This window comes from Pseudomonas sp. MBLB4136 (assembly GCF_051904765.1).
In the GTDB taxonomy this organism is placed as follows: Bacteria; Pseudomonadota; Gammaproteobacteria; order Pseudomonadales; family Pseudomonadaceae; genus Aquipseudomonas.
Genome location: NZ_CP196713.1, coordinates 430510 through 446595, shown reverse-complemented (window position 1 = coordinate 446595; position 16086 = coordinate 430510). Strand labels below are relative to the sequence as shown.

At 67.7% G+C, this 16086-nt stretch carries 15 protein-coding genes; 4 read left to right on the top strand and 11 right to left on the bottom strand.

The genetic code is table 11. The features are described from left to right. Window positions 1-11: 11 nt before the first annotated feature. From hflX to ACSX1D_RS01985, 7 genes are all read right to left on the bottom strand, one after another. The gene (gene hflX, locus ACSX1D_RS02015) at window positions 12-1313 is read right to left on the bottom strand and encodes a ribosome rescue GTPase HflX (RefSeq protein WP_208708149.1); all 1302 of its coding nucleotides are present in this window, start codon (window positions 1311-1313) and stop codon (window positions 12-14) included. Window positions 1314-1326: 13 nt separating this feature from the next. Next, entirely contained in the window at window positions 1327-1587 is a 261-nt protein-coding gene (gene hfq, locus ACSX1D_RS02010; protein WP_208708148.1) for an RNA chaperone Hfq, read from the bottom strand. Window positions 1588-1688: 101 nt separating this feature from the next. Then, window positions 1689-2663 (bottom strand): tRNA (adenosine(37)-N6)-dimethylallyltransferase MiaA, encoded by a 975-nt coding sequence (gene miaA / locus ACSX1D_RS02005; RefSeq protein ID WP_439860761.1) that lies wholly within the window; start codon window positions 2661-2663, stop codon window positions 1689-1691. A gap of 30 nt (window positions 2664-2693) precedes the next feature. Continuing rightward, the gene (mutL, locus tag ACSX1D_RS02000; protein WP_439860760.1) at window positions 2694-4571 is read right to left on the bottom strand and encodes a DNA mismatch repair endonuclease MutL; all 1878 of its coding nucleotides are present in this window, start codon (window positions 4569-4571) and stop codon (window positions 2694-2696) included. After that, the gene (locus ACSX1D_RS01995; RefSeq protein WP_371926122.1) at window positions 4568-5998 is read right to left on the bottom strand and encodes an N-acetylmuramoyl-L-alanine amidase; all 1431 of its coding nucleotides are present in this window, start codon (window positions 5996-5998) and stop codon (window positions 4568-4570) included. Before ACSX1D_RS01995 ends, mutL begins: the two co-directional genes overlap by 4 nt. 9 nt (window positions 5999-6007) lie before the next feature. Continuing rightward, complete coding sequence (gene tsaE, locus ACSX1D_RS01990) at window positions 6008-6436, bottom strand: tRNA (adenosine(37)-N6)-threonylcarbamoyltransferase complex ATPase subunit type 1 TsaE (protein WP_439862250.1); 429 nt, start codon at window positions 6434-6436, stop codon at window positions 6008-6010. Between the two features lie 35 nt (window positions 6437-6471). Further along, on the bottom strand, window positions 6472-7962 hold the full coding sequence (locus tag ACSX1D_RS01985) for an NAD(P)H-hydrate dehydratase (protein WP_439860759.1): 1491 nt from the start codon (window positions 7960-7962) through the stop codon (window positions 6472-6474). A gap of 59 nt (window positions 7963-8021) precedes the next feature. Here ACSX1D_RS01985 and queG point away from each other — a divergent pair, with 59 nt between their 5' ends. Further along, window positions 8022-9107, top strand: a complete 1086-nt coding sequence (queG, locus tag ACSX1D_RS01980; protein WP_439860758.1) for a tRNA epoxyqueuosine(34) reductase QueG — start codon at window positions 8022-8024, stop codon at window positions 9105-9107. On the opposite strand, the gene orn is transcribed toward queG, so the two are convergent. Together orn and ACSX1D_RS01970 are read right to left on the bottom strand one after the other, a co-directional pair. Continuing rightward, window positions 9104-9646, bottom strand: a complete 543-nt coding sequence (orn, locus tag ACSX1D_RS01975) for an oligoribonuclease (RefSeq protein WP_439860757.1) — start codon at window positions 9644-9646, stop codon at window positions 9104-9106. The two genes, queG and orn, sit on opposite strands and share 4 nt — an antisense overlap. A gap of 36 nt (window positions 9647-9682) precedes the next feature. Further along, window positions 9683-10483, bottom strand: coding sequence for a class I SAM-dependent methyltransferase (locus ACSX1D_RS01970; protein ID WP_439860756.1), 801 nt, complete (start codon window positions 10481-10483; stop codon window positions 9683-9685). Between the two features lie 132 nt (window positions 10484-10615). Between ACSX1D_RS01970 and rsgA the strand changes: the two genes are divergently transcribed. Further along, entirely contained in the window at window positions 10616-11647 is a 1032-nt protein-coding gene (gene rsgA / locus ACSX1D_RS01965) for a small ribosomal subunit biogenesis GTPase RsgA (protein ID WP_439860755.1), read from the top strand. A gap of 47 nt (window positions 11648-11694) precedes the next feature. On the opposite strand, the gene motB is transcribed toward rsgA, so the two are convergent. Beyond that, window positions 11695-12705 carry a flagellar motor protein MotB gene (gene motB, locus ACSX1D_RS01960; protein ID WP_439860754.1) on the bottom strand — a complete coding sequence of 337 codons (1011 nt, stop codon included), beginning with the start codon at window positions 12703-12705 and terminating at the stop codon, window positions 11695-11697. A gap of 6 nt (window positions 12706-12711) precedes the next feature. Beyond that, window positions 12712-13563 carry a flagellar motor stator protein MotA gene (motA, locus tag ACSX1D_RS01955; protein ID WP_439860753.1) on the bottom strand — a complete coding sequence of 284 codons (852 nt, stop codon included), beginning with the start codon at window positions 13561-13563 and terminating at the stop codon, window positions 12712-12714. 117 nt (window positions 13564-13680) lie between these two features. Here motA and ACSX1D_RS01950 point away from each other — a divergent pair, with 117 nt between their 5' ends. Further along, a complete protein-coding gene (locus ACSX1D_RS01950) occupies window positions 13681-15207 on the top strand; it encodes an HDOD domain-containing protein (protein WP_439860752.1) in 1527 nt (508 codons plus the stop codon). A 44-nt stretch (window positions 15208-15251) separates the two neighbouring features. Beyond that, the gene (locus ACSX1D_RS01945; RefSeq protein WP_439860751.1) at window positions 15252-16067 is read left to right on the top strand and encodes a rhodanese-like domain-containing protein; all 816 of its coding nucleotides are present in this window, start codon (window positions 15252-15254) and stop codon (window positions 16065-16067) included. The last annotated feature ends 19 nt before the right edge of the window (window positions 16068-16086 follow it).

Below are 16086 nucleotides of genomic sequence, written 5' to 3'. Positions count from 1 at the left end.
TGGTGCAGGCTTTATTGCAAAGTGTGTTGCTCGAGAAAGTCCTGCGGCTGCAGGCCCTCCCGACTGACCAGTCGATTCAGCTCGACGCGCGGCAGTCGCACCGCCAGCAAGCTGCTGCCATCCTCGGCATGTCCCTCGCTCTGCACCGCCCCCAACGCGAAGAACTGGGCGCGCAGGCGGCCCAGACGCTGGGGCAGGCACAATGTGCCGACGAACAGATCATTGCCCAGCAACTCGGCAATCGCCTGCTCCAGCAACGGCAGGCCGCGTCCGTCGCGAGCCGACAGCCAGACCCGCTGCGGCCGCCCATCGGCGTCGCGCTGGATCTGCGGCTCGACGCCTTCGAGCAGATCCAGTTTGTTATACACCTCAAGCATAGGCAGTTCCTGGGCGCCAATCTCCCCCAGCACCGCGACTACCTGCTCGATCTGCGCCATGCGCTCAGGCTCATGGGCATCGATCACGTGCAACAACAGGTCGGAATTACTCGATTCCTCCAGGGTTGCGCGAAACGCCTCGACCAGCTTGTGCGGCAGATGGCGAATGAAGCCCACAGTGTCGGCCAGCACGATCGGGCCGAGATCATCCAGCTCCAAACGGCGCAAGGTCGGATCGAGGGTGGCAAACAACTGGTCGGCGGCGTAGACCTCCGAGGTCGTCAGCGCATTGAACAGGGTCGACTTGCCGGCGTTGGTATAACCGACCAGCGACACCGAGGGAATGTCCGCCCGCTTGCGCCCACGTCGCGCCTGCTCGCGCTGGCTGCGTACCTTCTCCAGCTTCTGCTTGATCTGGCGAATACGCACCCGCAGCAGACGCCGGTCGGTCTCCAGCTGGGTTTCACCCGGCCCCCGCAGACCGATACCACCCTTCTGCCGCTCCAGGTGCGTCCAGCCACGCACCAGGCGCGTACTCATGTGATCCAGCTGGGCCAGCTCGACCTGCAGCTTGCCCTCATGGGTGCGCGCGCGCTGGGCGAAGATATCGAGAATCAACCCGGTACGATCGAGCACCCGGCACTCGAAGACGCGTTCCAGGTTGCGCTCCTGGCTGGGCGTGAGGACGTGATTGAAGATCACCAGATCGGCTTCGGCAGCCTTGACCAGGTCGCGCAACTCTTCGACCTTGCCGCTGCCGATCAGGTACTTGGCGGTCAGCCTGTTGCTCGGGACGCTAAGAAAAGCCACCGCATCAGCGCCGGCCGAGAGGGCCAGCTCCTGAAACTCTTGCGGATCTTCGCGCGCCTCGGAGTCTTGGCCTTCCAGATGAACCAGGATGGCCCGTTCACCACCTTCATGGCGCTCGAAGAACAATGCAGCCCCCTAATCAGGCGTTGCCAGGCTCGGCTTCAACCTGCTCGGACTCTGAAGCACTCGGCAGACGTACCGGGCGGCTCGGCACCACGGTGGAAATGGCATGTTTGTAGACCATCTGGCTGACAGTGTTCTTCAGCAGGATCACAAACTGGTCGAAGGACTCGATCTGACCCTGCAGCTTGATGCCGTTGACCAGGTAGATGGAAACCGGGACGCGTTCCTTACGCAGGGTATTGAGGTAAGGGTCTTGTAGCGAATGCCCTTTTGACATGTGCCGCACTCCTATAAAGGTCAAAAACAATAATTTTTAATAAACCAACGAACGGCTTCAAGCAGCCTACCCCCCAAGGATAGACCGCCCATGGCAAGGTCTCAGGCCAATATGGAGACCGATGCCAGGTATTTCAAGGCGCGCGGCAGATTGTCGCAAGCCAGGCTGTCCAGCCAGTGCACGTCATCCCAGCCGCGCAGCCAGGTGAACTGCCGCTTGGCCAGCTGGCGCGTGGCGATGATGCCGCGCTCGCGCATCTGCGCCTCACTCAGCTTGCCATCCAGATAATCCCAGACCTGGCGATAACCCACCGCCCGTATAGACGGCAACCCGGCGTGCAAGTCACTTCGCCGACGCAGGCCTTCGACCTCTGCGACGAAGCCGTGTTCCAACATCGACTGAAAACGTTGCGCGATCCGCGCGTGCAGCACCTGTCGCTCTGCCGGCGCGATGGCCAACTGCGCCACAGTATAGGGGAATTGCCCCGCCGCGGGCCCTCCGCCGCCAGGAATTTGCGCGGCCTGGCGCTGACGATGGGCGGTCATCGTCAGGCCGCTCAGGCGATAGACCTCCAGCGCCCGGGTCAGGCGCTGCGGATCGTTGGGATGGATGCGCGCCGCCGACTCCGGGTCCACGGCCTGCAGCTCCCGATGCAACGCCGCCCACCCCTCGGCCTGGCCGCGCGCCTCCAGCTCGGCGCGCAGCTGCGGATCGGCACTGGGCATGTCAGCCAGGCCTTCGAGCAGAGTCTTGTAGTACATCATGGTGCCGCCGACCAGCAGGGGAATGCGCCCCTGCGCGGTGATCTGCGCCATCGCCGCCAGGGCGTCGTCGCGGAACTCCGCCGCCGAGTAGCTTTCGGCCGGATCACGGATATCGATCAGCCGGTGGGGGAATTCGGCCAGCACGGCCTTGTCGGGCTTGGCGGTGCCGATGTCCATGCCGCGATAGATCAGCGCCGAGTCGACGCTGATCAGCTCGCAGGGCAACACCCGCGCCAGTTCCAGGGCCAGGTCGGTCTTGCCGGCCGCGGTCGGCCCCATCAGGAATATCGCCGGCGGCAGGCGCTCAGACATGGTCAACCCTTTTCAGTGTGGCGCGGCCACCTAGCGACCACGCAGGAACAGCTTGTCGAGTTCGTCCATGCCCAGCTGCGTCCAGGTCGGCCGGCCGTGATTGCACTGGCCGCTGCGCTCGGTGTGCTCCATGTCGCGCAGCAACGCATTCATCTCCGGCAGGCTCAGGCGGCGGTTGGCACGCACCGCACCGTGGCAGGCCATGGTGCCGAGCAACTCGTTGAGGTGCGCCTGAATGCGGTCGCTGCTGCCGTACTCGAGCAGGTCGGCCAGCACATCGCGGACTAGCTGGGTCGCCTCGGCCTGCTTGAGCAATGCGGGGATCTGTCGGATCGCCAGACTCTCCGGGCCGAGGCGCTGTAGCTCGAAGCCCAGGCGCTGGAACCAGGCCGCGTGCTCCTCGGCGCAGTCGGCCTCGCGCTGACTGACGGCCAGCGACTCGGGCACCAGCAGCGGCTGGCTGCGCAAGCCCTCGCTGGCCATGGCGATCTTGAGCCGCTCGTAGGTGATGCGCTCATGGGCCGCATGCATGTCGACCAGCACCAGGCCCTGGACGTTCTCGGCGAGGATGTACACGCCCTTGAGCTGGGCAATCGCATAACCGAGCGGCGGCACCTCGCCCTGACTCTCGGGCAGGCCGGCAGGCGCCGAAGACGATGGCAGCGGCGCGAAATACTCGCGATAGGCGCCGCGCGCCTCGGCCGCCGGCAATGCCGGCTCGGACCGTGGCGCCTGGTAGCCGGCGCCCGGCGATTGCCAGACGGAAGCCCCCTGCGGACGCTCCAGCGTGCTGGCGGCCAAGCCGATCTCCCCCTGCGGGCCGAACTCGCCCGCCGCCTGGCCGCTCGGGCGTACCACGGCGTCGACCGCCGCCGGCGCCGCCAGCTGATCCTCCGGCCTCACCTCGCCCAGCGAGCGATGCAGGGTGCCATAGAGGAAGTCGTGAACCATGCGGCTGTCGCGAAAGCGCACCTCGTGCTTGGTCGGGTGCACGTTGACGTCGACCACCGCCGGGTCGATGTCCAGGAACAGCACGAAGGTCGGATGCCGACCGTTGAACAGCACGTCGCGATAGGCCTGGCGCACCGCGTGGGCGACCAGTTTGTCGCGGATCATCCGCCCGTTGACGTAGAAATACTGCAGGTCGGCCTGGCTGCGCGAGAAGGTCGGCAGCCCCACCCAGCCCCACAGGTGCAGGCCGTTGCGCTCGATCTCGATCGGCAGCGCCTGCTCGAGAAAGGCCGGCCCACAGACGGTGGCGACCCGGCGCGCGCGGCCGACCTCGTCATTGGCCTCATGCAGCGCCAGCACCGCCTTGCCGTTGTGACGCAGATGAAAGGCCACGTCGAAGCGCGCCAGGGCCAGGCGCTTGATGACCTCCTGCAGGTGATCGAATTCGGTCTTCTCGGTACGCAGGAACTTGCGCCGCGCCGGGGTATTGAAGAACAGGTCGCGCACCTCCACCGTGGTGCCAACCGGATGCGCCGCCGGCTGCACCCGCGGTTGCATGTCGCGGCCCTCGGTCTCCACCTGCCAGGCCTGCTCGGCGCCGGCGGTGCGCGAGGTCAGGGTCAGGCGGGCGACCGAGCTGATCGAGGCCAAGGCCTCGCCACGAAAGCCCAGGCTCATGACCTGCTCGAGGTCCTCCAGCTCGCGAATCTTGCTGGTGGCGTGGCGCGCCAGCGCCAAGGGCAGGTCATCCGGGGCGATGCCGCTGCCGTCGTCGCGAACCCGCAGCAGCTTGATACCACCCTGCTCGACGTCCACCTCGATACGCCGGGCGCCGGAGTCCAGGCTGTTCTCCAGCAACTCCTTGATCACCGAGGCCGGCCGCTCGACCACCTCGCCGGCGGCGATCTGGTTGGCCAGCCGCGGACTGAGCAGCTGGATGCGCGCCGCGCTACTCATGGCTGGGCCGCCAGCGCGGTGGCCGGAATCTGCAGGGTTTGCCCGGCCTGGATCAGGTCGGAACGCAGGGCATTGGCACTGCGCAGGGCGGCCAGGCTGATCTGGTAGCGCTGGGCGATCAGCGCCAGGCTCTCGCCGGAGCTGACCACGTGCTCGCGCGGCCCCTGGGCGATCTTGCCGTTGTCACGCAGCCAAGCGATGTAGGTGCCCGGCGGCGGATTCTGCTGGAAGAACTGCCGCACCCCGGTGAGGATCGAGCGCGACATAGCCTGCTGATAGCTCGAGGTGGCCAGCTTGCGTGCCTCGCCGGGATTGGAGATGAAGCCGGTCTCAACCAGGATCGACGGAATATCCGGCGACTTCAGCACCATGAAGCCGGCCTGTTCGACCCGACGCTTGTGCAGATGGGTGATCTGCCCCATGTTGCTCAGCACCTTCTGCCCGACGTTGAGGCTCGAAGACAGCGAGGCGGTCATCGACAAATCCAGCAGCACGCTGGCGAGCATCTTGTCCTTGTCGTCGAGACTGACGTTGCCGGCACCGCCGATCAAGTCCGACTGGTTCTCCGAGTCGGCCAGCCAACGCGCCGTCTCCGAAGTAGCGCCGCGGTCCGAAAGGGCATAAACCGACGCGCCGGAGGCCGAGGCACGCGGCGCGGCGTCGGCATGGATGGAGACGAACAGGTCGGCGCCCTTCTTGCGGGCGATCTCGGTGCGCCGGCGCAGGGGGATGAAGTAGTCGCCGGTGCGCACCAGCTCGGCGCGGAACCCCTTCTCGGCATTGATCTGCCGTTGCAGTTCCTTGGCGATGGCCAGGGTTACATGCTTCTCGTACTGGCCTTTGACCGGCGACAAGGCGCCCGGATCTTCACCACCGTGGCCGGCGTCGATGGCGATGACAATGTCGCGCTTTCCCCCGGGCACTGGGGTGGGCTTAGGCGGCGCCTGGGTCGGCGTGACCGGCACCGGCGCGCTGCTGGCGGTCGCAGTCGAGGGCAGGCTGGGCGCTGCGCCGGATTCCTGGTCGTACAGGTCGACGACCAGGCGATGGCCGTATTGCTGGTTCGGCGCCAGGGTGAAGCTCTTCGGCGTGACCGGCGCCGCCAGGTCGATCACCACGCGCAGGTCATCGGCGGTGCGCTGGGCCGAGCGCACGCCGGTGATCGGCGTATTGCTCAGGGCCAGCTGGTCGAACTGGGTGGCCAGTTTGGCACCGCTGACATCGATGACGATGCGCTCCGGGGCGCTGAGGGTGAATACGCTGTGCTGCACCGGCCCGGACAGGTCGAAGACCAGGCGGGTGTTATCCGGGGCCCGCCACAGCCGGACGCTGCGTACATCCGAAGCGGCAAAAACCTCGGCGGCGAACGCCGCCATTACCACCCCTACCGCGATGAAACGCGCGCCTATGCGCATAGCCAACCCCATACGTTCTAATCATGCTCCGATGGCCAGGGCGGCACACCAGGCTTCGCCGCGCGCGCTGTGCGCCTGCAGGCGCAGCGAACGGCCGGCCGCTTGCGGGCTAATGGTAATGTCCAGGTCGGCCTTTGGCAAAATGCCCGCACCACACTGCGGCCACTCCACCAGACACAAAGCATCCCCGGCGAAGTAGTCGCGGATGCCGAGAAACTCCAGTTCTTCCGGATCGACCAGGCGATACAGGTCGAAGTGATAGGCCCGGGCCCCATCGATTTCATAGGGTTCGACCAGGGTGAAGGTCGGGCTCTTCACCGCGCCGACATGGCCCAGGCCGCGGATGATGCCGCGCGCCAGGGTGGTCTTGCCGGCGCCCAGGTCGCCGTGCAGGTAGATCACACCCACCCCCTTGCTGGCCTGGGCGATGGCCGCCCCCAGGGCGTACATGGCCGGCTCATCGGCGGCGTAGCGTTGTATTTCGGTCACGCGCACTGCTCCTGCATTAACTGACGAATGGCGTCGCACAAATCGCTCGCCGCCAACCCACACCCCTTATCGGCCAGCATTTCGCCGGCCCGCGCATGCAGCCAGACCGCCAGGCTGGCCGCCGCCAGCGGCGCCAGCCCCTGGCCCAACAGGGCGCCGATCAGCCCGGCGAGCACATCGCCCAGGCCGGCCCCGGCCATCGCCGGATGGCCGCGATCGCACAGCAGCAGGCTGCCGTCCGGGTCGGCGACCAGGGTGCCGGCGCCCTTCAAGACGCACACCGCCCGATAACGTCGCGCCAGCTGCATCGCGGCCGCGGGGCGGTCGACCTGCACCTCGGCGGTGCTGACGCCGAGCAGGCGCGCCGCCTCGCCGGGATGCGGGGTGATCACGCAGCCGCTCGGCAGGCCGACCGCGCCGGCGGCCAGCAGGTTGAGCGCATCGGCATCCCACACCTGGGGCACCGTCGCGGCGGCGGCGGCCGACAGCAGGCTGCGGCCCCAGGCGCCCTGGCCCAGGCCCGGGCCGACCACCCAGACGCTGGCGGCCGAACCGAGCGCCAGCAGCTGGTTGGCCGAGGCCACCGCCGCACTCATCACCTCGGGCAGGCGCGCCTGCGCCGCCGCCAGGTGTTCGCCGCGGCTGGCCAGGGACACCATCCCGGCGCCGCCGCGCAAGGCGCTCTGCGCCGCCAGCAGGGCCGCCCCGGCATAACCACGCTCACCGCCCACCACCAGCACATGGCCGAGCTGGCCCTTGTGCACCGTGCGCCGCCGCGCCGGCAAGCACGGCAGATTGCCCGGAGCCAGGCGCTGGGCGACCCAGGCCTGGCTCGCGACCAGCTGCGGGTCGGCCTGCAGGTCGTCATAGGCCAGCTCGCCGACCCAGTCCAGCGCCGCCCCGGTGAACAGGCCGATCTTCAGGCCGATCAGGGTCACCGTCAGCTGGGCGCGCACCGCCACGCCCAGCACCTGGCCGCTGTCGGCGCACAGCCCCGAGGGGATATCCACCGCCAGCACCGGCGCGCCACTGGCATTGAGCTGGCGAATGGCCTGGGCGTAGGGCTCGCGTACCGCGCCGCGCAGACCGGTGCCGAGCAGCGCATCGACCACCACCCCCTCCAGCGCCGCGCACTCACTCCAGGCTTGCACCGTTACGCCGGCGCCCTGCGCCTCGTCGCGCGCGCGCGCCGCGTCGCCCTGCAGTTGCCCCGGATCGCCGAGCGCCAGCACCCGCACGCGCCAGCCGGCACGCTGGGCCAGGGCGGCGAGCAGATAGCCATCGCCGGCGTTGTTGCCGCGCCCGGCGAGCACGGTGACCACCCCGGCGTCCGGCCAGCGACGGCGCAAGGCCCGCCACAGGCCATGGGCGGCGCGACTCATCAGCTCGAAGCCGGTGGTGCCGGCGGCGATCAGCCGGGCGTCGAGCGCGCGCACCTGAGCGGCGCTGTAGAGGCTGAGGGGAAGATTGTCTGGCGAATGCGGCATGCGTCGGCTCCGATGTCTGGCAGAATTATACCCACCTCCACTCAGGTTTCCCGCCCAGCATGTCCGTCTCCAGCGCCGATCTCGCCACCCTCGCCCAGTCGATCAAGGACTGGGGCCGCGAGCTGGGCTTCCAGCAGGTCGGTATCGCCGGCCTGGAGCTCGGCGAGCACGAGGCGCACCTGCAGCGCTGGCTGGACGCCGGCTACCAGGGCGAGATGGACTACATGGCCGCCCACGGCAGCAAGCGCTCGCACCCCGAGCAACTGGTGCCCGGCACCCTGCGTGTGGTGTCGCTGCGCATGGACTACCTGCCCGGCGACACCCGCATGGCCGAGTGCCTGGGCCGGCCGGAGAAGGCCTACGTGTCGCGCTACGCCCTGGGCCGCGACTACCACAAGCTGATCCGCAAGCGCCTGCAGCAGCTGGCCGAACGCATCCAGCAGGTGATCGGCCCGTTCGGCTACCGCGCCTTCGTCGACAGCGCCCCGGTGCTGGAGAAGGCCATCGCCGAGCAAGCGGGCCTGGGCTGGATCGGCAAGAACACCCTGGTGCTCAACCGCAAGGCCGGCAGCTATTTCTTCCTGGGCGAACTGTTCGTCGACATTCCCCTGCCGGTCGATGCACCCCACGCCAGCGAACACTGCGGGCGCTGCACGGCCTGCCTGGACATCTGCCCGACCGACGCCTTCGTCAGTCCCTACCAGCTGGATGCCCGGCGCTGCATCTCCTACCTGACCATCGAGCTGAAGGGCCCTATCCCCGAGGAGCTGCGCGCGCCGATCGGCAACCGCGTGTTCGGCTGCGACGATTGCCAGATGGTCTGCCCGTGGAACCGCTTCGCCCGTCCTACCACGCAGGGCGACTTCCAGCCCCGCCACGGCCTGGACAACGCCGAGCTGGCCGAACTGTTCCGCTGGAGCGAGGAGGAGTTCCTCAGCCGCACCGAAGGCTCGCCACTGCGCCGCGCCGGCTATGAGCGCTGGCTGCGCAACCTGGCGGTCGGCCTGGGCAACGCGCCCTCGACCATCCCGGTGCTCGAGGCGCTGGAGGCGCGCCGCGAGCATTCTTCGACACTGGTGCGCGAGCATGTCGAATGGGCGCTGGCCCGGCACGCCGCGCGCGGCGCCCCGGTGCGCGGCGCTTAGACCTTGAGGAAGTGCTCGCGGTAGTACTTGAGCTCGGCGATCGATTCGCGGATGTCGTCCAGCGCCTGATGGCTGGCCTTCTTCTGGAACCCGGCCTTGAGCTGCGGGGCCCAGCGATCGGCGAGGATCTTCAGGGTGGTGACATCCAGATAGCGGTAGTGGAAATAGGCTTCCAGCTCCGGCATGTAGCGGTAGAGGAAGCGCCGGTCCTGGGCGATGCTGTTGCCGCAGATCGGCGAGCTGCCCTTGGGCACCCACTGCTCGAGGAAGGCCAGGGTCTGGGCCTCGGCCTCGGCCGGGCCGACCTTGCTGTCGCGCACGCGCTGGGTCAGGCCACTCTCGCCATGGGTGCGGGTGTTCCACTCGTCCATGCCGGCGAGCGCATCATCGTTCTGGTGCACCGCGATCACCGGCCCCTCGGCCAGCACGTTGAGCTCGCTGTCGGTGACGATGGTGGCCATCTCGATGATGAGGTCTTTCTCCGGATCCAGACCGGTCATCTCCAGGTCGATCCAGATCAGGTTCTGTGGGTTCTGCATGCTGCGCTCCTCGGCTTGGATCGCCAGTTTAGCGAATTATTCGACAGACGATGCGCCTGACTGGCCGCCCATACACCACAGCAACAGGCGCGACTGGCGCCAGTCCTGCAACTCGATCGAGCGGTCCGCCGCCACCCCGGGCACCTCGAAGCTGTTGCTGATCAACCAGGCGCCCGGCGCCATCTGCGCTCGCGCCTTGGCCCATAGGGCCGCCATGGGCGCCGGGGAGAGAAAGCAGTAGACCACCTCGAAGCTCGCCAGGTCGGTGCGCCAGAGGCTGGCGTAGCGCACCCGGCAGTTGCGTTGGGGCAGGCAACGCAGCCAGGCGATGGCGAAGGTCAGGGGCGCGGTCTCGACGCCGACGAACTGCGCAGCGGGAAAGCGCCGGGCCAGGTGCAGCAGGGTGCCGGCCGGGCCGCAACCGAGGTCGACGAAACGAAAACCCGCCGGGCGCGTGGCGAGCAGCGCCACCAGTTGCGCCTGGCAGCGCGCACCACTCAGGTACAGCGGCACGCGCTCGATCAGGCTGTTCCAGTTGAGTAGCAGCACCAGCAGGAAGGCGAGGAAGAACACCCAGGGCGGCAGCGGCACGCCACTGCTGAGCAACAGCGCCGGGACGAACAGCAGATTCAGCCACCACCACCAGCGCGCCAGACCCAGCCAGCTGCCCAGGCAGGCGGCCAACAGCCCCTGGACCAATCCGGCCAGCAGCCAAGGCGCTCGCCAGTCGGACAGCTGCGCCGCCAGATAGATCCCGCCGCCGACCAGCAGGGTCGCCAGCAGCTGCGCCAGCAAGGCGCGCAACGCCGGGTTGATCCCTCTCACACTCGCACCCATGCCCTCGTCCAGCCGTCCCAAGATGCCCCGCAGTGTACCGAGCGCCTCGGCCGACTGCAGCAAGCGAGGCGGCCTCCGGCGCGTGCTAAACTCGCGGCCGGTTTTCCCCGCGACTCAACCCTCGAGACCCCCATGGCCAAACGCCAACTCAACCGCCGGCAAAGCTGGCGCATCGACAAGATCCAGGGCGAGCGTGCCGCCCGCGCCGCCAAGCGCGAGTCACAAGCCGTGCAGATTTTGGAAGGCGGCGACCTCGGCCCGGAACAGGTGGGCCTGGTGATCGCCCACTTCGGCGTGCAGGTCGAGGTCGAGGCACAGGACGGCGAGCAGCGCGGCCAGGTGTTCCGCTGCCACCTGCGCGCCAACCTGCCGACCCTGGTCACCGGCGACCGCGTGGTGTGGCGCGCCGGCAACCAGGGCATCGGCGTGATCGTCGCGCAGCTGCCGCGCGACAGCGAGCTGTGCCGCCCGGACAGCCGCGGCCAGCTGAAGCCGGTGGCGGCCAACGTCGACCTGATCGTCATCGTCTTCGCGCCGCTGCCCGAGCCCCACGCCAACCTGATCGACCGCTACCTGGTGGCCGCCGAGCATGCCGGCATCCGCCCGCTGCTGCTGCTGAACAAGGCCGACCTGATCGACGCGCAGAACGGCCCGGCGCTCGAAGCCCTGCTCGCGGTCTATCGCCAGCTCGGCTACCCGCTGCTGGAAGTCTCGGCCCACCAGGGCGACGGCATGGAGAAGCTCAAGCAGCAGCTGGACGGCCATGTCAGCGTCTTCGTCGGTCAATCCGGGGTGGGCAAGTCGTCGCTGGTCAACAGCCTGCTACCGGGCGTGGACACCCGGGTCGGCGCGCTGTCGGAGCTGACCGGCAAGGGCACCCACACCACCACCACCGCGCGGCTGTTCCACTTTCCCGGCGGCGGCGAGCTGGTCGACTCCCCCGGCATTCGCGAATTCGGCCTGGTGCACGTCAGTCGCGATGACGTCGAGGCGGGCTTCATCGAGTTCCACGAGCTGCTCGGCCACTGCCGCTTCCGCGACTGCAAGCACGACCGCGAGCCCGGCTGCGCCCTGCTCAAGGCCCTGGAGGACGGGCGCATCCACCCGCAGCGCATGGCCAGCTACCGGCACATCCTCGCCAGCCTGCCGGAAGCGGACTACTGAAACGACAAGGCCGCGATCACCCGCGGCCTTGACCCGGCAGGTGCCACTCACTGACCAGGCTGGTCGAGCCGCAGCACCCCGTCTTCGAAGATATTCAAGCGCTTGTGCAGTTCCTCCGCCGAGGCCGGCGGCAATGACTCGGCCGCTGACGACGTGGCCGAGGCACTATCGCTCGCCGGCGCCGGCTCGCCGCCCTGCGGCGAGCCTTCGATGGCCCGCTGCGCCTTCTTGGTCAGAACGGTGATGTCGATGCGCCGGTTCACCGGGCTCAGCGGGTTCTTTCGATCGAACAGGGCCGACGAGGCATAGCCGACCACTCGGGCCAGCTGCTCCTCCTCGTAGCCGCCGGCCACCAGCACGCGCCGGGCGGCATTGGCGCGATCGACAGACAGCTCCCAGTTGCCGAAGTCGCCGGTCCCGGCGAAGGGTTTGGCATCGGTGTGGCCACTGATGCTGATCTTGTTCGGCACCGCCTTGATGGTGTCGACCATGGCCAGCAGGATGTCTTCGAAATAGGGCTGCAGGCGCGCACTGCCGAGATCGAACATCGGCCGGTTCTCGGCATCGACGATCTGGATGCGCAGGCCGTCCTGGGTGATCTCGAACAGGATCTGGTCCTTGAAGCGCTGCAGCTGCGGGTTCTCCTCGACCTTGTTCTGCAGCTCCTGCAGCAGCAGCTCCAGACGCTCGCGCTCCAGCTCTTCGGCCATCGCCTCGGCCTGCTCCGGGTCGACCTGGGCAGCCTCGTCATCGACACGCTCGCTGTCGGCCGGCTCCTGGAGCTCCGGGTTCAGGGTGCGATCCGGTGACGGCGTGGGCGAACCACCGAGATCGATCACATAGGGGCTGGCGCTCTCGCTGAAACCGATCGGGTCCTTGAAATAGCCAGAGATCAGCTTCTTCTGCTCCGGCGAGGCCGAGGACATCAGCCACATCACCAGGAAGAACGCCATCATCGCCGTGGCGAAGTCGGCGAAGGCGATCTTCCAGGCGCCGCCATGATGGCCGCCGGCGGTCTTCTTGACCCGTTTGACGATGATCGGCTGATTATTTTCCATGGCTCATCAGTTTCCGCGCATCGCCTGTTCCAGCTCGGAGAAGCTCGGCCGGTGCGCCGGGAACAGCGTCTTGCGTGCGAACTCGACGGCCAGCGTCGGCGGCATGCCGGACGCCGAGGCCACCAGCGCGGCCTTGATCGATTCGTAGACGTTGAGCTCCTCCTTGGCGTCGTGCTCCAGGGCATTCGACAGCGGACCGAAGAAGCCATAGGAGGCGAGGATGCCGAGGAAGGTGCCGACCAGGGCCGTGCCGACCTTCTCGCCGATCTGCGCGTTATCGGCTTCGGCGAGAATCGACATGGTGATCACGATCCCCAGCACCGCCGCCACGATCCCCATCGCCGGCATGCCGTCGGCGACCTTGGCCACGGCATGGGCGGGATGTTCGAGCTCCTCCTTAAGGCTGACCAACTCCATGTCGAACAGGCCCTCCAGCTCATGGGGCGCCATGTTGCCGGACGACATGATGCGCAGGTAATCGCAGATGTAGGCGGTCATCCGCTCATCCTTGAGGATCGCCGGATACTTGCTGAAGATCGGGCTGGCGGCCGGCTCCTCGAGATCGGCCTCGATGGCCATCATGCCCTCGCGCCGGCTCTTGTTGAGGATCTCGTAGAGCAGCTTCAGCACCTCCAGATAGAAGGTATGGGTGAAGCGCGAGCTGAACATCTTCAACGACTTCTTGAAGACGTGCATGAAGGTGCTGCCCGGGTTGGCCTGGAGAAACGCCCCCAGGGCCGCACCGCCGATGATCATCACCTCGAAGGGGTGCACCAGGGCCATGAATTGGCCGCCGGAAAGAGTAAAGCCGCCGATTACGCTGGCGAACACGACGATGATGCCGATGATTTTTGCCATATTAGAGAAAACTTGCAGGAACCAGGAGTTGGGGTTTGTTGAATCAACCCTTCTATTTATCGGAAGGAATGCGCGAGACTATAGCCTGTTTAGTTCAAAAGCCAGTTTGGCTCCCCCATGCCGACACCCCTACCCCGCAGCCTCGACGCCTGGCTCAAACAGCTGGACAAACAACCTCTACCAGTGCCTGCCGACAGCCAGCAGCGGGTATGTCGCGCCCTGACGGACAGTCGGCGCTCGCTGCGCGACATCGCCGAGCTGATGCAAGGCAGCCCGGCGCTGTCACTGCGCGTACTGCGCGAAGCCAATCGCCAGAGCGGCGGTCTCGGCGAGCGGGCGGAAAGCCTGGAAAGCGCCATCGGTCGCCTCGGCCTACAGCGCACCGAGGAACTGGTGCAGCGCCAGCCGACCCTGCCAGCCGAGGAGATCCCCCCGGCGCTGCGGCAGATCCAGCTGATCAGCCAGCACGCCAGCCAGCAGGCCAACGGCCTGTTCGCCGGGCGCCTGGCCCGGCTCTGGCAGGAAATCCACTGGGGCAGCCTGTTGTTTCTCGCGCCGCTCTGGCCCCTACTAGCCGCGCGGCCGGAGCTGCTCGAAGCCTGGGAGCAGCGGGTTCTGGTCAAGGGCGAGCCAGCCAGCCGGGTCGAGCAGGAACTGCTCGGCGTGCCCCTGCTCGAACTCTGCCTGGCCCTGGCCGAGCGCTGGCGCCTGCCGGAGTGGATCGTGCAGGGCTATCGCCTGCTGACCCTGGACCGCCGCCTGCTGATCAAGGCGCTGCATATCGCCCGCGATAACGAGCACCCGCTGCACCAGCAGCAGATGCTCGATGCAGCCCCCCAGCTGCGCCGCTGGCTGACCCAGCCGGCCAACACCATAGTGCTGGCCAACGGCCTGGCGCTGTCGGCCCACCAGGCCTGGAGCAGTCCGCACAGCCTGCGCTGGCAGCGCCTGAGTGGACTCTACCTGCAACTTCCGCTGGTCGAGGTGCAGCAGCAGATTCACCAGCAGGCCGCCCAGAGTGCGCGCCTGCATGCCGCCAGGGGCCTCTGGCACCCGGCCGAGGCGCTGCTGTGGCCTCCCACTGCTTGCCACCTGCGCAGCGCCGTGCCAGAGGCGCCCGCACCGGCACCGGCGAAAGCCACGGCAGTCGATGAATGGCGACGCCTGTGTACGCAACTGCTCGCCCAGCCCAGCGCCTTCAACAACCTCGAGCAGCTCGCCAGCAGCGCCAACCAGGCCCTGCAGGCCTGCGGCCTGCCGCGTGTACTGCTGCTGCTGGCCGACCGCAGCCACAGCCGCCTGCGCGCGCTGCAGCACGCCGGCCTGGATCAGCCGGGGAGTGGCCTGGCGCTCGACCCCCAGCACAGCCAGGTGCTGCGCCGCCTGCTGAAGGAGCCCGGGCAGTTGCGCCTGACCCCCAGCAATATCGCCCAGTTCTCCGCCCTGCTACCCGGCGCGCTCAAGGCGCTGTTTCCCAGCGAGCACCTGATGCTCCGTTCGCTGGCCTGCAACGGCCGAGTCGCCCTGCTGCTGGTCGTCGACCGCAACGGCGGCGCCTTCAGCGACACCCATCTGCAGGCCTTCGGCAAGACGGCGCAATGCATCGAGCGTGCCCTGAGCAGCTTTGCCAGACGCGCGCCCTAGGCTTTCCGCTACAATTCGCCCCTTCTCCGACTAAGAGGTCCAGCATGACTGCCTTCGCCGAGTTGCCGTTGGTTATCCAGCCGGCCGATCTGGCCAGCCGCCTGAGCGCCCCCGAGCTGATCCTGGTCGACCTGACCAGTGCAGGGCGCTATGCCGCCGGACACATTCCCGGCGCCCGCTTCGTCGAGCCGAAACGCACCCAGCTGGGCCTGCCGCCGGCACCCGGCCTGCTGCCGGAACAGGCACAACTGCAACAGCTGTTCGGCGAGCTGGGGCACAACCCGGACGCCGTATACGTGGTGTACGACGACGAGGGTGGCGGCTGGGCCGGACGCTTCATCTGGTTGCTGGATGTGATCGGCCATGGCCGCTACCACTACCTCGACGGCGGCCTGGTGGCCTGGCTGGCCGAGGAGCGCCCGCTCAGCGACGATCAGCCAGCCCCGCAGTCCGGGGCAGCGTCGCTGAGTTTCAGCACGGCGCCCAGCGCCACACGCGAGTACCTGCAGAGCCGCCTGGGGGCCAGCGACCTGGCGATCTGGGACGCCCGCTCCCCGGCCGAGTACCGCGGTGAGAAGGCCCTGGCGGCCAAGGCCGGGCATATCCCCGGCGCGGCGAACCTGGAATGGACCGCGTGCATGGATCAGGCCCGAGCCCTGCGCCTGCGCCAGGACCTGCCAGAGCTGCTCGCCGACCTGGGCATCACCCCGGACAAGGAAGTGATCACCCACTGCCAGACCCATCACCGCTCCGGCCTGACCTACTTGGTGGCCAAGGCCCTCGGCTACCCGCGCGTCAGGGCCTATGCGGGGTCCTGGGGCGAGTGGGGCAACCACCCGGACACCCCGGTCGAACGTTGAATCGCCGCGCCTCGGCCGG